Origin of the sequence: Flavonifractor sp. An306, assembly GCF_002159455.1 — a bacterium.
In the GTDB taxonomy this organism is placed as follows: Bacteria; Bacillota; Clostridia; order Oscillospirales; family Oscillospiraceae; genus Flavonifractor.
Genome location: NZ_NFIQ01000003.1, coordinates 1 through 15,013 on the forward strand (window position 1 = coordinate 1; position 15,013 = coordinate 15,013).

10 protein-coding genes and 1 pseudogene are annotated in these 15,013 nt (G+C 66.0%); 9 read left to right on the forward strand and 2 right to left on the reverse strand.

The genetic code is table 11. The features are described 5' to 3' along the window. A pseudogene (locus B5F88_RS01130) lies at positions 1 to 340 on the reverse strand (hypothetical protein); the annotation flags it as partial. Between the two features lie 35 nt (positions 341 to 375). Beyond that, positions 376 to 1,917, reverse strand: coding sequence for an S-layer homology domain-containing protein (locus B5F88_RS01135; protein WP_162612090.1), 1,542 nt, complete (start codon positions 1,915 to 1,917; stop codon positions 376 to 378). A 159-nt stretch (positions 1,918 to 2,076) separates the two neighbouring features. On the opposite strand from B5F88_RS01135, the gene B5F88_RS21700 reads away from it, so the two are divergent. The 9 genes from B5F88_RS21700 (at position 2,077) to B5F88_RS01180 (ending at position 14,963) form a co-directional block, all read left to right on the forward strand. Further along, positions 2,077 to 5,418 carry a PD-(D/E)XK nuclease family protein gene (locus B5F88_RS21700; RefSeq protein ID WP_087341166.1) on the forward strand — a complete coding sequence of 1,114 codons (3,342 nt, stop codon included), beginning with the start codon at positions 2,077 to 2,079 and terminating at the stop codon, positions 5,416 to 5,418. 4 nt (positions 5,419 to 5,422) lie between these two features. Further along, complete coding sequence (locus B5F88_RS01145; RefSeq protein ID WP_087341167.1) at positions 5,423 to 6,862, forward strand: alanine/glycine:cation symporter family protein; 1,440 nt, start codon at positions 5,423 to 5,425, stop codon at positions 6,860 to 6,862. Positions 6,863 to 6,865: 3 nt separating this feature from the next. Then, a complete protein-coding gene (addA, locus tag B5F88_RS01150; RefSeq protein ID WP_087341168.1) occupies positions 6,866 to 10,438 on the forward strand; it encodes a helicase-exonuclease AddAB subunit AddA in 3,573 nt (1,190 codons plus the stop codon). A gap of 120 nt (positions 10,439 to 10,558) precedes the next feature. Beyond that, positions 10,559 to 10,765, forward strand: coding sequence for a 50S ribosomal protein L31 (gene rpmE / locus B5F88_RS01155; RefSeq protein WP_007489589.1), 207 nt, complete (start codon positions 10,559 to 10,561; stop codon positions 10,763 to 10,765). An 86-nt stretch (positions 10,766 to 10,851) separates the two neighbouring features. Beyond that, positions 10,852 to 11,355, forward strand: coding sequence for a flavin reductase family protein (locus B5F88_RS01160; RefSeq protein ID WP_087341169.1), 504 nt, complete (start codon positions 10,852 to 10,854; stop codon positions 11,353 to 11,355). Positions 11,356 to 11,388: 33 nt separating this feature from the next. Then, on the forward strand, positions 11,389 to 12,681 hold the full coding sequence (hflX, locus tag B5F88_RS01165; RefSeq protein WP_087341170.1) for a GTPase HflX: 1,293 nt from the start codon (positions 11,389 to 11,391) through the stop codon (positions 12,679 to 12,681). Positions 12,682 to 12,694: 13 nt separating this feature from the next. Further along, a complete protein-coding gene (locus B5F88_RS01170; RefSeq protein WP_087341171.1) occupies positions 12,695 to 13,228 on the forward strand; it encodes a GNAT family N-acetyltransferase in 534 nt (177 codons plus the stop codon). Continuing rightward, positions 13,225 to 13,863: a YigZ family protein gene (locus tag B5F88_RS01175; RefSeq protein ID WP_087341172.1), complete on the forward strand. Its 639-nt coding sequence runs from the start codon at positions 13,225 to 13,227 to the stop codon at positions 13,861 to 13,863. The genes B5F88_RS01170 and B5F88_RS01175 overlap by 4 nt, the downstream gene beginning before the upstream one ends. 95 nt (positions 13,864 to 13,958) lie before the next feature. Then, positions 13,959 to 14,963, forward strand: a complete 1,005-nt coding sequence (locus B5F88_RS01180) for a deoxyguanosinetriphosphate triphosphohydrolase (RefSeq protein ID WP_087341173.1) — start codon at positions 13,959 to 13,961, stop codon at positions 14,961 to 14,963. Positions 14,964 to 15,013: the final 50 nt, after the last annotated feature.

A 15,013-nucleotide genomic window follows, 5' to 3' on the forward strand; every position in this document is an offset into this window, starting at 1 on the left:
GGGTTGGGGTAGGGGTAGGCGTAGGCGTGGGAATGACCTCCCACAGGCCAAGTTCCACCGCTGCGTAGCCGGTGGCTCCGTAGACGGGCAGCTCCAGCCCGTTGGAGGTAAGCTTGGGCAGCGCCCGGTCCAGGGTGTGGTCCTCGTCAAAGACGGGAGGCGTAGGTTCCGGGGTAGGCGTGGGCTCCGCCGAGGGGGAGCCGGTGGGCGCGGGGGAGAGGGTCGCGGCGGGGGTTGGCTCCGGCGAAGCGGAGCCGGTGGGCTGGGGCTCCTGCGTGGTGCAGGCGGACAGGCTGAGGGCCAGCGCCAGTGTGCACAGCAGAGAAAGGCCTCGGCGCATGAGGGGCGTCACTCCTTCCTGTAGGCGTTAAGGGGTCAGGCGGTCAGGTCCAGGAGCCGGTTGACCATGGCGGCGGCCTGGGCGCGGGAGGCGGAGGCGTTGGGCATCAGCTTGCCGTTGTTCCCCTGGATCAGCCCGGCGGCAGTGGTGCGGGCGGCGGACTCCAGAGCCCAGAAGGCGATCTGGCCGTCGTCGGAGAAACCCAGGCCGTTCTCATCGGGCAGGTCCATGCAGCGGTCGATGAGCACCATCATCTCCTGCCGGGTGATGGCCTGGTCGGGGGAGAAGGTGTCCGAGCCGGTGCCCGAGATCAGGCCGAACTGGATGGCTTCCTCAATATAGGTCTGGGCCCAGTGGCCTTGGATGTCGGTAAAGGCAGGTGCCTCCGGCTCCGGCGTGGGGGTGGGCTCCGGGGTGGAAGCGGCGTCCGGGTCGGGCTCCGTGGTGTTTTCCGGGGGGAGGCTCTGTTCGCTGTCCTCCTCGGCAGGCAGGGCGGATTCCGTCGGCTCCGGGGGCTGGGTAGTCTCCTCCGGCAGCTCCGGCAGGGCGCCGGACTGGGCCAGCGCGGTGTAGAGCATGGCGGTGAATTCCGCACGGGTCACGTTGGCGTCAGGCCGGAAGGACTCCCCGTCGGGGTGGAGCTCCACCCCCAGGTCCTTCAGAGCCGCCACGTCCTCCCGGCCCCAGTGATAGGCCATGTCGGTATAGGGGGCCTGATACTCCAGCATGGCGAAGCCGTAATCCAGCAGGGCGGTGGTGTCGGTGTGGCGGGTCTTGTCGTCGTCGGCGTGCATGACCACGCTGATGATCCGGCGGCCGTTCTTCACGGCGGTGGCGCTGAGGCAGTAGCCCGCGGCGCTGATGGTGCCGGTCTTGAAGCCGTCCACCCCGTCATAGGCGTAGTCCAGGCCGGGCAGCAGTTTGTTGGTATTGGGATAGTACTTGCCGTTGAAGGTCACTCCGGTCATGGAGGTGTACTCCAGCACCTGGGGGAAACGGCTGATAAACTCCCGTACCAGGATGGCCTGGGACCGGGCGGTGAGGTAGTGAACGTGGGCCCCGTGGCTGTTCTCGTATTCAGCGGTCATGCCCAGCCGCTTGGCGGTCTCGTTCATCCGCTGAACAAAGGCAGCCTCGCTGCCGGAAATGTAGTCCGCCATGACAATGCAGCTGGCGCTGGCGGAGGGGATGAGGATCAGCTTGAGCAGGGTGTCCACCGACTGGGATTTCCCGTAGGGCAGCGGCACCATGGCGGGGTAGCTGGAGCTGCGGGAGCGGTCGGCGTTGGTGTTGCTGACGGGCACCATGGTGTCCAGCGTCAGGTTGCCGGCCTCCAGCTCCTCAAAAATGATGTAGGCGGTCATCACCTTGGTCATGGAGGCGGGCACCCGCATGGTGTCGGCGTCCTTTTCATAGAGTACCTCGCCGGTGTCGTAGTCCACGACAATGGCGCTGTCCGCGGTGATGTTGGGGGGCGTGGGAGGCGTGGCTGCCACAACGGTGGATGTGAGCAGCAGGGCAAACAGCAGGGTCAATGCGGTGATTCGTGTGAACAGAGAGGCTTTGCGTTGATACATCGTTTTCATCTCCAATCCAATCCCTGCGGGCGTACACCCGCTTTTCTGAAATTTAGTATGGCATAGATGGCCGGGTTTGTCAAACGCGGAAGGATCTGCCTTTTGCTTTTGGGCAAGCTATGATATAATAAGCCATTCTGTATGGAAAGGGGCGCTGGTATGCTGAAGCTGCTGCTGGGGCGGTCGGGAACCGGAAAGACGGAGGCGCTTTTGCAAACAATTGCCCGGGAAGCCAGGCTGCGGCCCCAGATCCTGGTGGTGCCGGAGCAGCACTCCCACGATATGGAGCGGACCCTGTGCCGCCTGGGGGGGAACGCTGTCTCCCCGGGGGCGGAGGTGCTCTCCTTTACCCGCCTGGCCAGCCGGGTGTTTTCCGTGTACGGCGGCCTGGCGGCCCCCGCCCTGGATGCTGGCGGGCGGCTGCTTCTGCTCCACATGGCCCTGGGATCGGTGGCCGGCCAGCTGAAGGTCTATCAGCGGCCCTCCCGCAAGTCCGCCTTTCTCAGCGGCCTGCTGGCCACGGTGGACGAGCTCAAGACCTGCCGGGTCACCCCGGAGCAGCTGTGGACCGCCGGCACCGAGACCGGGGGGGAGGAGGGGGACAAGCTGGCTGACCTGTCCCTGATCTACGGCGCCTATGAGGCCATGACCGCCCGGCAGGGGGCGGATCCCCGGGACAAGCTCACCCGGCTGGCGGAGGTCCTCCGGCGGGAGGACTGGGCCAGGGGCAAGGACTTCTACCTGGACGGCTTTACCGACCTGACGCCCCAGGAGCGGCAGGTGGTGGACGTGCTGCTGGGCAAGTGCGGCAGTCTTACCGTGGCCCTCACCTGCGACAAGCTGGAGGAGGACCAGGGGGGCGCTGGGATCTTTTCCCCCGCCCGCCGCACCGCCCGGCAGCTGCTCCGCCTGGCGAAGGACAGAGGAGTACCCGCCCAGGTGGCGGTGCGGGAGGAGACCCAGGGAGTACGGACGCCCCCTCTGGCCCATCTGGAGCGGGAGCTGTTTTCCCCCCAGCCCCGGCCTTTTTTGGAGGAGGCGGAGGGGCTGGGCCTGTTTACCGCCTGCTCCCCCTACTCCGAGGTGGAGTGGGTCGCCGCGGAAATGTTGCGGCTGGTGCGGGAGGAGGGCTACCGGTTCCGGGATATCGCCGTGTGTGCCCGGAGCATGGAGGGCTACGGCAGTCTGATTGAGACGGTCTTTGCCCGGTACGGGGTGCCGGTGTTTTTGAGCCGCATGAGCGATATCCTGGAAAAGCCCATCCTGGCCCTGATCACCGCCGCCCTGGACACGGCGGCGGGGGGCTACCGCTATGACGACGTGTTCCGCTACCTGAAAACCGGCCTCACCGACCTGAGCCAGGAGGATGTGGACCTGCTGGAAAACTACGCCCTCACCTGGAACCTGGAGGGGAGCGCCTGGACAGGGAGCAAGCCCTGGACCAACCACCCCAAGGGGTACGGCCGAACCTTCACGCCGGAGGACAAGGCGCTGGTGGAGCGGCTGGATGGCCTGCGGCGGCAGGTGGCGGGCCCGCTGGAGACCCTGCGGAAGAACCGGGACAGGACAGGGGCGGGGCAGGCGAAGGCCCTTTACAAGCTGCTGGAGGACATCGGAGTGCCCCAGCGGCTGGCCGAGCGGGCCCAGGCCCTGCGGGCGGACGGCCAGGAGGCCCTGGCGGAGGAGTACGCCCAGCTGTGGGACATCCTGTGCGGGGGTCTGGAGCAGTGCGCTCAGATTCTGGGGGAGAGCCCCATGGAGCTGGAGGAATTTGCCCGGCTGTTCGCCCTGGTGCTCTCCCAGTACGACGTGGGCTCCATCCCGGTGTCCCTGGACCAGGTGACCTGCGGAGAGATGCCCCGGCTGGCCCACAAGCAGTATCGGGCGGTCTTTCTGCTGGGGGCGGACGACGGGGCCATTCCGGCGGCGGCCCCCTCTCCCGGCCTGCTCAACGACGACGACCGGAGCCTGCTGGCCTCCTACGGCCTGGAGCTGGCCCCCCAGCTGGGGGACAAGCTGTATCGGGAGATGACCATTGTATATGAGTGCTGTTCCATGGCCCGGGAGCGTTTCTCCGTAAGCTGGGCCGCCGCCGGGCCGGACGGGGCGGAGCGCCGGCCCTCCTTTCTGGCGGAGAAGCTGCGCCTGCTGTTCCCCAGGCTGATCCGGACGGAGGAGAGCCGGCTGGACGGCTCCTTCCGGCTGGCCGCACCCCGGCCCGCCCTGGAGCTGGCGGGCCGCTGGCGGTGGGTGGGGGAGGCCCTGGAGCGGCTGCCCCGCTACGCCCCCCTGGTGGAGCGGATGGAGCGGGCGGCCTCCCTGGACCGGGGACGGCTCCACCGGCAGGCGGTGGACGCCCTCTACGGCAGCCGGGTGCCCATGTCCGCCTCCCGGATGGACAAGTACAAGGCCTGCCACTTCTCCTACTTCATGCAGTACGGCCTGAAGGCGGAGCCCCGCCGGGCCGCCGGGTTCCAGGCTCCGGAGTACGGCACCTTCCTCCACTATGTGCTGGAGCATGTGCTCCGCCAATGCAAGGAGCTGGGCGGTGTGAAGGAGGTCCCCGCCGGGGAGCTCCATGCTCTGTGTGATCAGGCGGTGGAGCGCTACGTGGCGGAGGAGCTGGGGGGCCTGGAGCATGAGACCGCCCGGTTCCGCTACCTGTTCCGGCGGTTGCGCAAGTCAGTATACGCCGTGGTGGACAACGTGGCGGAGGAGCTGCGTTCTTCCCAGTTCCAGCCCATCTCCTTCGAGTTGGGCTTTGGCCGGGGCCAGGACCTTCCTCCGGTGGAGCTGAGTGTGGACGGCATGACGGTGAGCATTTCCGGCTTTGTGGACCGGGTGGACGGCTGGGTCCACGACGGGCGGCTCTACCTGCGGGTGGTGGACTACAAGACCGGCCGGAAATCCTTCGACCTCACCGAGATCTGGAACGGCATGGGCCTGCAGATGCTCCTCTACCTCTTTACCCTGGAGGAGCAGGGAAAGGAACTGTATCACATGGACGTCACCGGGGCGGGGGTGCTCTACCTGCCCGCCCGGGACGCGGTGGCGGCGGGGAGCCGGGCCATGAGCGACCAGCAGCGCCAGAAACTGGTGGATACCCAGCTGCGGCGGCGGGGCATTGTGCTGGACGACCCGGAGGTGCTCTCGGCCATGGAGGACCCGGAGGCGGGCATCCGCTTCCTGCCTGTCCGGGTGACCAAGACCGGCAAGCTCAGCGGGGAGGCCCTGGTGTCCGCCCAGCGGCTGGGCAAGCTGGCCCAGCACACCCGGAAGATCATGCAGGAGATCGGCCAGGAGCTGGCCGCCGGCAACATCAACGCCGACCCCTTCTGGCGGGGGCCGGAGCACAACGCCTGCCAGTGGTGCGAATATGCCGCCGCCTGCCACTTTGAGGAGGGCCGGGGGAACGACCGGCGGCGCTGGCTGCCTGCCGTCAAGGGGGAGGACTTCTGGACGGCGGTGAGCAAAGAAACCGAGGATAGAAAGGAATCGTAACTCTATGACCGCTTTCGGAACCTTGCTGGGGGAGCTCAGCAACTTTCTGTACACCTATATTCTGATTATTCTGCTTATTGTGGCGGGATTGTATTTCACCCTCCGCACCGGCGGGGTGCAGTTCCGGCTGTTTCCCGAGGCCCTGCGGGTGCTGGGGGAGAAGAAAAAGGACGGCAAGGACATCTCCTCCTTCCAGGCCCTGATGATCTCCACCGCCTCCCGGGTGGGCACCGGCAACATCGCCGGGGTGGCCAACGCCATTATCGCCGCCACCCTCATCGGCGGCTACGGGGCGGTGTTCTGGATGTGGCTGCTGGCGATCATCGGCGCCGCCTCCGCCTTTGTGGAGAGTACCCTGGCCCAGTGTTATAAGGAAAAGCACGGGGAGAACTGGGTGGGCGGCCCAGCCTACTATATCCAGAAGGCCCTGGGCAGCCGGGCCTTCGGTGTGGTGTTCGCCGTGCTGCTCATCGCCTGCTTTGCCTACGGCTTCAACGCCCTCCAGGCCTATAACGCCGGCTCCGCCCTGCAATACTATCTGCCCGGCTACTCCTCCAGCGTGTGGCCCGCCGTGGTGGGGGCGGTGCTGGCCGCCCTCACCGGGCTGTGCATCTTTGGCGGGGTGCGGCGCATCAGCGCCATCACCTCCGGCATTGTGCCGGTGATGGCCGCCATCTATATCGCTCTGGGTCTGTTCATCACCATCCGGAACATCGGCCAGGTGCCCCATATGCTCTCCCTTATTTTCTCCCAGGCCTTTGATCCGAAGGCCATGTTCGCCGGGGTGGGGGCCTCCTGCGTCATGCAGGGCATCAAGCGGGGGCTGTACTCCAACGAGGCGGGCATGGGCTCGGCCCCCAACGCCGCCGCCGCTGCCGACGTGTCCCATCCGGTGAAGCAGGGACTGGTGCAGATGCTCTCCGTGTTCATCGACACCATTCTCATCTGCTCCACCACCGCCTTCATGCTGCTGCTCTCCGGGGTGCCCATCGACGCCTATGCCGAGGGCATGAACTTCGTCCAGGCGGCGGTCCATGCCCAGGTGGGGGCTTTCGGGCCGCTGTTCATCACCGTGTCCATCTTCCTGTTCGCCTTCAGCTCCCTGGTGGGCAACTACTACTATACCGAGTCCAACCTGAAGTTCATCAAGGACTCCAGACCACTGCTGCTGGTGTTCCGCATCACCTGTGTCGCCGCCATCTTCATCGGCGCCCAGATGGATTTCTCTATGGTGTGGGACCTGGCCGACGTGCTCATGGGCCTGATGGCCCTGGTGAATCTGGTGGCCATTCTGCTGCTGGGAGGCAAGGCCATTAAGGTATTGAAGGACTATATCCGCCAGAAGAAGGCGGGGAAGAACCCGGTGTACCGCTGGGACGAGGTACAGATCGGGGACCGGACGGTGTGGGACGAGGCCCACGCCCGCAAATGGGAGGAGGGGTGAGCGATGGCCTTTTCCCTGACAGGGGAACAGCAGGCCGCGGTCGATAACCGGGGCGGCGGGCTGCTGGTGTCGGCCGCCGCCGGCTCCGGCAAGACCCGGGTGCTGGTGGAGCGGCTGCTGGCCCGGGTGGAGGAGGGGGCGGACATCGACCGCTTCCTGGTGATTACCTACACCAAGGCCGCCGCCGCCGAGCTGCGGGGGCGGATCGTGGAGGAGCTGTCCGCCCGGCTGGCCGGGCGGCCTACCGACGGCCACCTGCGGCGGCAGGCCACCCTGGTGTACAAGACCCAGATCTCCACCATCCACGCCTTCTGCGCCCAGCTGCTGCGGGAGCGGGGCCAGGAGGCGGATGTGGACCCCGACTTCCGGCTGTGCGACGAGGGGGAGGCGGGCATTTTGATGCTCCGGGCCCTCAACGACGTGCTGGACGCCCGGTATGAGGACATTACGGAGGGCAGCGATTTTGCCCAGCTGGTGGATACCATGTCCGCCGGGCGGGATGACGCCCGGCTGGTGCAGATCGTGCTGGATATCCGGGGCCGGGTCCAGGCCCACCCCAACCCGGGGGCCTGGCTGGACCAGCAGGAGCGGGCCTTCGCTCTGGAGGGGATCACCGACCCGGCCCAGACCCCCTGGGGGGAGCTGCTGCTGGCCGATGCCGCCGGGCAGGCGGCTTATTGGCGGCGGCGGATGGAGGAGGCACTGGAGCTGTGCCAGCGGGACGAAAACCTGGAGGCCAATTACGCCCCCAGCATCCAGGACACCATCGCCGCTCTGGACGGCTTTCTGGCGGGGGCGAAAGCCGGCTGGGATCAGGCGGCCGCCGCCCTGCCCATCCCCTTTCCCACGGTGGGGCGGAAGAAGATCGTGGACGACCCGGCCGCCGCTGAGCGGGTGAAGGCCATCCGCAATACCTGCAAGAAGCGGCTGGAAAAGCTGGAGGACTGGTTCAGCGAGGACGGGGCCGGGCTGCTGGAGGGCCTGCGGGCGGTGTATCCGGCGGTGCGGGGCCTGTTCGCCCTGGTGAAGGACTTTGAGGCGGCCTACACCGCCGAGAAGAAGTGGCGGAGCCTGCTGGACTTCTCCGACCTGGAGCATCTGGCGGTGGCCCTGCTGGTGGGGGAGGACGGAACCCCCACCTCTCTGGCCCGGCAGTGGGGCAGCCGGTACGACGAGATCATGGTGGACGAGTACCAGGACACCAACCAGGTGCAGAACGCCATTTTCACCGCCCTGTCCAAAGACGGTACCAACCTGTTTCTGGTGGGGGACGTGAAGCAGTCCATCTACCGGTTCCGGCTGGCCGACCCCACCATTTTTCTGGACAAGTACCAGCGCTTTACCCCCTATGACCAGGCCGGGGATGGGGAGGAGCGGCGGGTGATCCTGTCTAAAAACTTCCGCTCCCGGCCCGAGGTGCTGGAGGGGTGCAACTTCCTGTTCCGCAACATTATGTCGGTGCCCTTTGGGGAGATGGACTACACCGACGACCAGGCCCTCTATCCCGGCGCCCCCTACGAGCCCGACCCTACCTACCAGGTGGAGCTGGATGCCCTGGACGCCTCGGTGACTGGGGAGGAGGAGGGGGAGAAGGTGGCCCGGGACCTGCTGGAGGCCCGCTTCGCCGCCCGGCGGGTCCGGGAACTGCTGGACAATTCCTTCCCGGTATCCGACGGGGAGGGGGGGACACGGCCCGTCCGCCCATCCGACATTGTGATTCTCCTCCGTTCCCCCAACACGGTGCTGCGGCACTACGCCCTGGCCCTGGGGGAGCAGGATATCCCCTGGGAGGCGGAGGGGGGAAGCGACTTCTTCTCCGCCACCGAAGTCAACGTGGCCCTGTCCCTGCTGCAGATCATCGACAACCCCCGGCAGGACGTGCCCCTGGTGTCGGTGCTCCGCTCCCCGGTGTACGGCTTTACCGCCGACCGGCTGGCCCAGCTCCGGGCGGCCTCTCCCAACACCGATCTGTACGCCGCTTTGGAGGCCGACGGCGGCGACGACTGCAGGGCCTTTCTGGAGGAGCTGGCAAAGCTGCGGCTGGGGGCGGGGGACCAGAGCAGCCATGAGCTGCTCTGGCACCTCTACGACCGCACCAATCTGCTGGGCATTTTCGGCGCCATGGGGGAGGGAGAGACCCGGCAGGGCAACCTGCTGGCCCTGGCGGAGCTGGCCCGGCAGTACGAGGGGGCGGGCCACAAGGGCCTGTTCCGGTTCCTGACCTACCTGACCCGGCTGCGGGAGAACGGCTCCAAGCTGGCCCTCCCCGGGGTGGGCCGCAGCGGCGGCGGGGTGCGGATCATGAGTATCCACAAATCCAAGGGCCTGGAGTTTCCCGTGGTGCTGCTGTGCGGCCTGGCCCGGCAGCTCAACCGGGAGGACACCCGGCGGCCCATCCTGTTCCACCCCCAGCTGGGGGTGGGGCCCAAGGGGCTGGACCTGGAGCGGGGGGTGGAGTACCCCACCCTGGCCCGCACCGCCGTGGCCCGGCAGCTGGAAAAGGAGATGATGGCGGAGGAGCTGCGGCTGCTCTACGTGGCTATGACCCGGGCCAAGGAGAAGCTGATTTTGTCGGTGGCCCTCACCGGCGGCGGCAAGGATCTGGCCAAGCTGGCGGGGGACGGGGACTGCCCGGTGGACCCCCAGGTGCTGCTGGCCTGCCAGAGCGTGGGCCAGTGGGTGCTGCTGGCGGCCCTGTGCCGCCCCGACGCCGGAGCCCTCCGCCGGGCGGCGGAAACCGATGTGCCCATCCCCCGGACAGACTTCGGCCCGGCCTGGGACGTGCGTTTTGTGGACGGCACCCCCTTTTTGGAGGGCCCGGAGCGGTTCCGATTTGCCCCAACCCAGGCCCAGGAGGCGGCGGAGCCGGAGCATGACCCGGCGGAGCTGGCGGAGCGGCTGGCCTGGCGCTACCCCCACGCCGCCAGCGTGGAGCTGCCCTCCAAGCTCACCGCCACCCAGCTGAAGGGCCGGGGGCTGGACGAGGAGGCGGCGGAGCAGGCCCCCAAGGCCCCCCGCACCCTCACCTTCGGCCGGCCCCGGTTCGCCGCCGAGGAGTGGGGTCTCACCCCCGCCCAGAAGGGCACTGCCCTTCATCTGGTGATGCAGTACATCGACTTTGAGAAGGCGGGCACCCCGGAGGGGGCGGCGGCTGAGATCAGCCGACTGGTGGAGGGCCAGTTCCTCACCCCCCAGCAGGGGGAGGCCGCCGATCCCGCCCGCATCGCCGCCTTCTTCCAGTCCCGGCTGGGCCGGGAGCTGATGGATTCCGTGTCCCTCCGCCGGGAGTTCAAGTTCTCCATCCTGGCGCCCGCCGGGCGGTACTACAAGGCCGCCGGGGAGGGGGAGCAGGTCCTCCTCCAGGGGGTGGTGGACTGCTACTTTGAGACCCTGGAGGGCATCACGGTGGTGGACTTCAAGACCGACCGGGTGACGGCCAGAACCGTGCATGAGCGGGCGGAGAACTACCGGCCCCAGCTGGAGGCATACAGCCAGGCCCTGGCCGAGATCACAGGAAGGCCGGTGGTCCGCCGGGCGCTGTGGTTCTTCGCCCTGGACCAGGCGGTGGAGGTATAAAAAAATTTTTGAAAAAACCCTTGCAATGCCCAAGTTGTTGTGCTATTATGTTCTAGCGTTTATAAGGCGTGGAGGTTTGCTGCGCCGCTTCATCCGGAACGAGAAAGAGGTGAACACAACATGAAGGAAGGCATCCATCCCAACTACGAGCAGACTACGATCAAGTGCGCCTGCGGCAACGTGATCGAGACCGGCTCCACCAAGAAGGACATCCGCGTCGAAGTCTGCTCCAAGTGTCACCCCTTCTTTACTGGCAAGCAGAAGATGGTGGATACTGGCGGACGTGTCAGCCGCTTCAACAAGAAGTTCGGCCTGGACAAGAAGTAAGCTGGTCAAGAGAGCCCGTACCGGAGCCGGTACGGGCTCTTTTTCATCCGGCACGCATACAATAAGCCTGACAGGAGGGTAACGCCATGTTTGAACGAATCGACCCCAAGAGTCTGGACCAGAATGTGTTTTCCCTGATCGGAGACCAGTGGATGCTGCTTACCGCCGGAACCGGGGAGAAGTGCAACACCATGACCGCCAGCTGGGGCGGCTTGGGAGTGCTGTGGGGCAAGCCGGTGGCCACGGTATATATCCGCCCCCAGCGGTATACCCTGGAATTTGTGGAGCGGGAGGAGAAATTCACCCTGGCCTTTTTCGGGGAGGAATACCGGAAGGCCCTGGCCCTGTGCGGCTCCAAGAGCGGCCGGGACATCGACAAGGTGAAGGAGTGCGGCTTTACCGTGGAGACGGCGGACGGCGCACCCTATTTTGCTCAGGCCGACCTGGTGCTGGTGTGCAGGAAAGCTTACTGGCAGGACATGGACCCCACCCACTTCCTGGACGGGGAGATCGACGGCAAGTGGTATCCGGAGAAGGACTACCACCGGATCTTCATCGGCGAAATTGAGACGGTACTGAAAAAGAAATGACGCCGGGGCGGCACACCCGGCGCGGAGGAACCAATGACAGAGAACCAAGAGAAAAAAGCAATCAACCGGGCGGTGCTGGTGGGCCTGAACGCCCACTGCCTGCCTGAGGCGGAAAACGCCGACGACTCCTCCATGGAGGAGCTGGCCGACCTGCTGGAGACCGCCGGGGGTATGTGCGTGGGCACCGTGTTCCAGAACAAGGACGCCCCCGACCCCCGCACCTTCATTGGCGAGGGCAAGGTGGCCGAGGTGAAGGAGCTGGTGGACGCCATGGGGGCGGATATGGTGATCGTGGACAATCCCCTGTCTCCCTCCCAGCAGCGGGCCCTGTCGGAGGATTTGAAGGTGCAGGTGCTGGACCGGGCGGCCCTGATCCTGGACATCTTCGCCCAGCGGGCCCGCACCAAGGAGGGCCGGCTCCAGGTGGAGCTGGCCCAGTACCAGTATCTGCTGCCCCGGCTGCTGGGCATGTGGACCCACCTGGAGCGGCAGGAGGGCGCCATTGGTACCCGTGGCCCCGGCGAGACCCAGCTGGAGACCGACCGGCGGCACATCCGCCGAAAGATCCAGAAGCTGCGGGAGGAGCTGGAGCAGGTGCGCCGGGTGCGCTCCACCCAGCGCGCCCGCCGGGAGAAAAACGAGGTGCCGGTGGTGGCCATCGTGGGCTACACCAACGCGGGCAAGTCCACCCTGCTCAACAAGCTCACCGGGTCGGATATCCCCGCCAACAACCGGCTGTTCGACACCCTGGATACCACCACCCGCACCTTGGAGATTTCCGATACCTGCACGGTGCTCCTCAGCGACACCGTGGGCTTTATCCGCAAGCTGCCCCACCATCTGGTGGAGGCCTTCAAGGCCACCCTGGAGGAGCTGAGCTATGCCGACCTGCTCCTCCACGTCATCGACACCTCCAACCCGGAGTGGCGGGCCCAGGCCGATGTGGTGGACCGGCTGATTGTGGAGCTGGGGGCGGAGCAGACCCCCCGGCTGGAGGTATTCAACAAAATCGACCGCTGCCCAGGGGAGATCCTGCCCCACGGGGAAGATATCGTGTCCGTATCCGCCAGGACCGGCCAGGGCCTGGACGAGCTGCTGCAAAAGATCGGGGACCGGCTGGACACCGGGGCCCAGAAGGTGGTGCTCCGCATCCCCTATGACAAGGGGGGCATCGTGGACCTGCTTCACCGGGAGGCCAAGGTGGAGCGGGTGGACTACGGCGACGCCATCGAGGTGGAGGCGGTGTGTACCCCGGTGCAGCTGGGACGGCTGAAGGAGTATATCGTCTCCGGCTGGACGCCCCCCAAGGAGTTCTGGGAGGACTAAAGAAAGGAGCCGCATGATGTATCTGGAAACGGAACGCCTGATCCTGCGTCCCTTTACCGAGGAGGACGCCGACGGACTGTACGCCTATGCCAGCCACCCGGAGGTGGGGCCCCCGGCGGGGTGGAAGCCCCACGACAGCGCGGAGGAGAGTTTGCGGGTGATCCGGGAGATTTTCCAGCCCGCCGACTCCCTGGCGGTGGTCCGCAAGTCCGACGGGCGGCTTATCGGCTCGGCGGGCTTTGTGGACCGGCACCGCACTGAGCTGGGCACCCCCAGCGAGGAGATCGGCTACTCCCTGGCCCGGGAGTGCTGGGGGCAGGGCCTGATCCCAGAGGCGGTGGCCGCCATCATCCGCCACGCCTTTACACAGATGGACTATCAGGCCCTGTGGGCGGCCTACTATGACGGAAACCGGAAGTCCAAGCGGGTGATGCAGAAGTGCGGCATGACCTACCGCCTGTCCCGGGTGGAGCCGGTGGCCCAGCTGGGGGAGACCCGGCTGGCCCATTACTTTGCCATCACCAGGAGGGAGTGGGAGCGGACATGACGGAATATTTCATCCCCACCGCCGCCGCCGAGGCTGAGCTGGTGGAGAAGCGCTCCCGGTTCATCGGCCACGTCTGGCCGGTGGACAGCGAGGAGGAGGCCCGGGGCTGGATCGAGGCCATGAAGAAGAAATACTACGACGCCCGGCACAACTGCTGGTGCTACCGCATCAAAGAGGGGGGCGTGGAGCGCTACTCCGATGACGGGGAGCCCCAGGGCACCGCCGGCCAGCCCATGCTCAACGTGTTCCAGCGGGAGGAGGTCACCAACGTGTGCTGCGTGGTGACCCGGTACTTTGGCGGGGTACTGCTGGGTGCGGGAGGACTGGTGCGGGCCTATACCCAGAGCGCCAAGGACGCCCTGGACGCCGCCGGGATCTCGGTGGTCCGCCGGTGGGTGGAGGTGCTCGTCCCCTGTCCCTACTCTTTCCTGGAGCGGGTCCGCCAGGAGGTGGAGGCCCAGGACGGTGTGGTGGGGGACGTGGAGTACGCCGCTGAGGTCACCGTTCACGCCCTGCTTCCGGAGGGCAAGGTGGATGACTTTACATCCCGCCTCACCGAACTTACTGCCGGGGGCCTGGCTCCCATTGTGGCAGGGGAGCAGTTCCAGGGCGTGCCCAGAAAAAATTATGAATAAATCGTAAACCTTTTGGAAGAAGGAAGGGTTTTTCCGGAGAAGGGAGTATATAAACGGATAGACGAACGCGAAAAAAGGGAAGGCGGTGACCCTTTTTGACATTGAGAGAGCGCACCGAGCAGCGGGAGCGGGAGACTCTGTCCCCCTACGCCTGCCTGTCCGCCCGATCCAGGGGGCGGCAGCGGCCTATGGAGGACTGCCCCGTCCGCACCTGCTTTCAGCGGGATATTGACCGTATCGTCCACTCCAAGGCCTTCCGGCGTCTCAAGCACAAGACCCAGGTTTTTCTGGAGCCGGAGGGGGACCACTACCGTACCCGGATGACCCACACTATTGAGGTCAGCCGCATTGCCCGCACCATCGCCCGGGGTCTGAGCCTTAACGAGGACCTGGCGGAGGCGGCGGCTTATGGCCATGACCTGGGCCACACCCCATTCGGCCACGCCGGGGAGCGGGTGCTCAACGAGATCATGCCCGGCGGCTTTGCCCACAACGAGCAGTCCCTGCGGGTGGTGGACCGGCTGGAGAAGGACGGGGAGGGGCTCAACCTGACCTATGAAGTCCGGCGGGGCATCCTGTGCCACACCGGCCCCAACCGGGCGGAGACGCTGGAGGGTCAGCTGCTCCGTCTGGCGGACAAGATCGCCTACATCAATCACGACATTGACGACGCCATCCGGGGGAAGATCATCTATCCCATGGACCTTCCCCTGTCGGTATCCCAGGTGCTGGGCTTCACCCACTCGGAGCGGATCAACACCCTGACGGTGGATATCATCACCCAGTCCCAGGGAAAGGACCAGATTCTCCAGTCCCCCGCCTGCCGGGATGCCATGCACCAGCTGCGGGAATTCATGTTTGAGTACGTCTACCGCAGCCCGGTGGCCAAGGGGGAGGAGGGCAAGGCCCAGGATATGCTCCGCCGCCTGTTTGAGGCCTATGTGCGGGATCCGGACAAGCTGCCGCCGGAGTACCAGGCCATCCGGGTGGAGGAGGGCGTGGAACGGGCGGTGTGCGACTACCTCTCCGGCATGACCGACAAATATGCCGTGGAGCAGTTCGGAGAGCTGTTTATCCCCCATTCCTGGAGCGTCAAATAGCCCAAAACCGCCTTTTGGTATGAAGGTGGTATCTTTTGGAAAAGATAGTC

Coding starts and splice junctions, on each gene's coding strand:
- B5F88_RS01135 (WP_162612090.1), bottom strand. CDS start 1,917: ATGTATCAACGCAAAGCCTCTCTGTTCACACGAATCACCGCATTGACC.
- B5F88_RS21700 (WP_087341166.1), top strand. CDS start 2,077: ATGCTGAAGCTGCTGCTGGGGCGGTCGGGAACCGGAAAGACGGAGGCG.
- B5F88_RS01145 (WP_087341167.1), top strand. CDS start 5,423: ATGACCGCTTTCGGAACCTTGCTGGGGGAGCTCAGCAACTTTCTGTAC.
- addA (WP_087341168.1), top strand. CDS start 6,866: ATGGCCTTTTCCCTGACAGGGGAACAGCAGGCCGCGGTCGATAACCGG.
- rpmE (WP_007489589.1), top strand. CDS start 10,559: ATGAAGGAAGGCATCCATCCCAACTACGAGCAGACTACGATCAAGTGC.
- B5F88_RS01160 (WP_087341169.1), top strand. CDS start 10,852: ATGTTTGAACGAATCGACCCCAAGAGTCTGGACCAGAATGTGTTTTCC.
- hflX (WP_087341170.1), top strand. CDS start 11,389: ATGACAGAGAACCAAGAGAAAAAAGCAATCAACCGGGCGGTGCTGGTG.
- B5F88_RS01170 (WP_087341171.1), top strand. CDS start 12,695: ATGATGTATCTGGAAACGGAACGCCTGATCCTGCGTCCCTTTACCGAG.
- B5F88_RS01175 (WP_087341172.1), top strand. CDS start 13,225: ATGACGGAATATTTCATCCCCACCGCCGCCGCCGAGGCTGAGCTGGTG.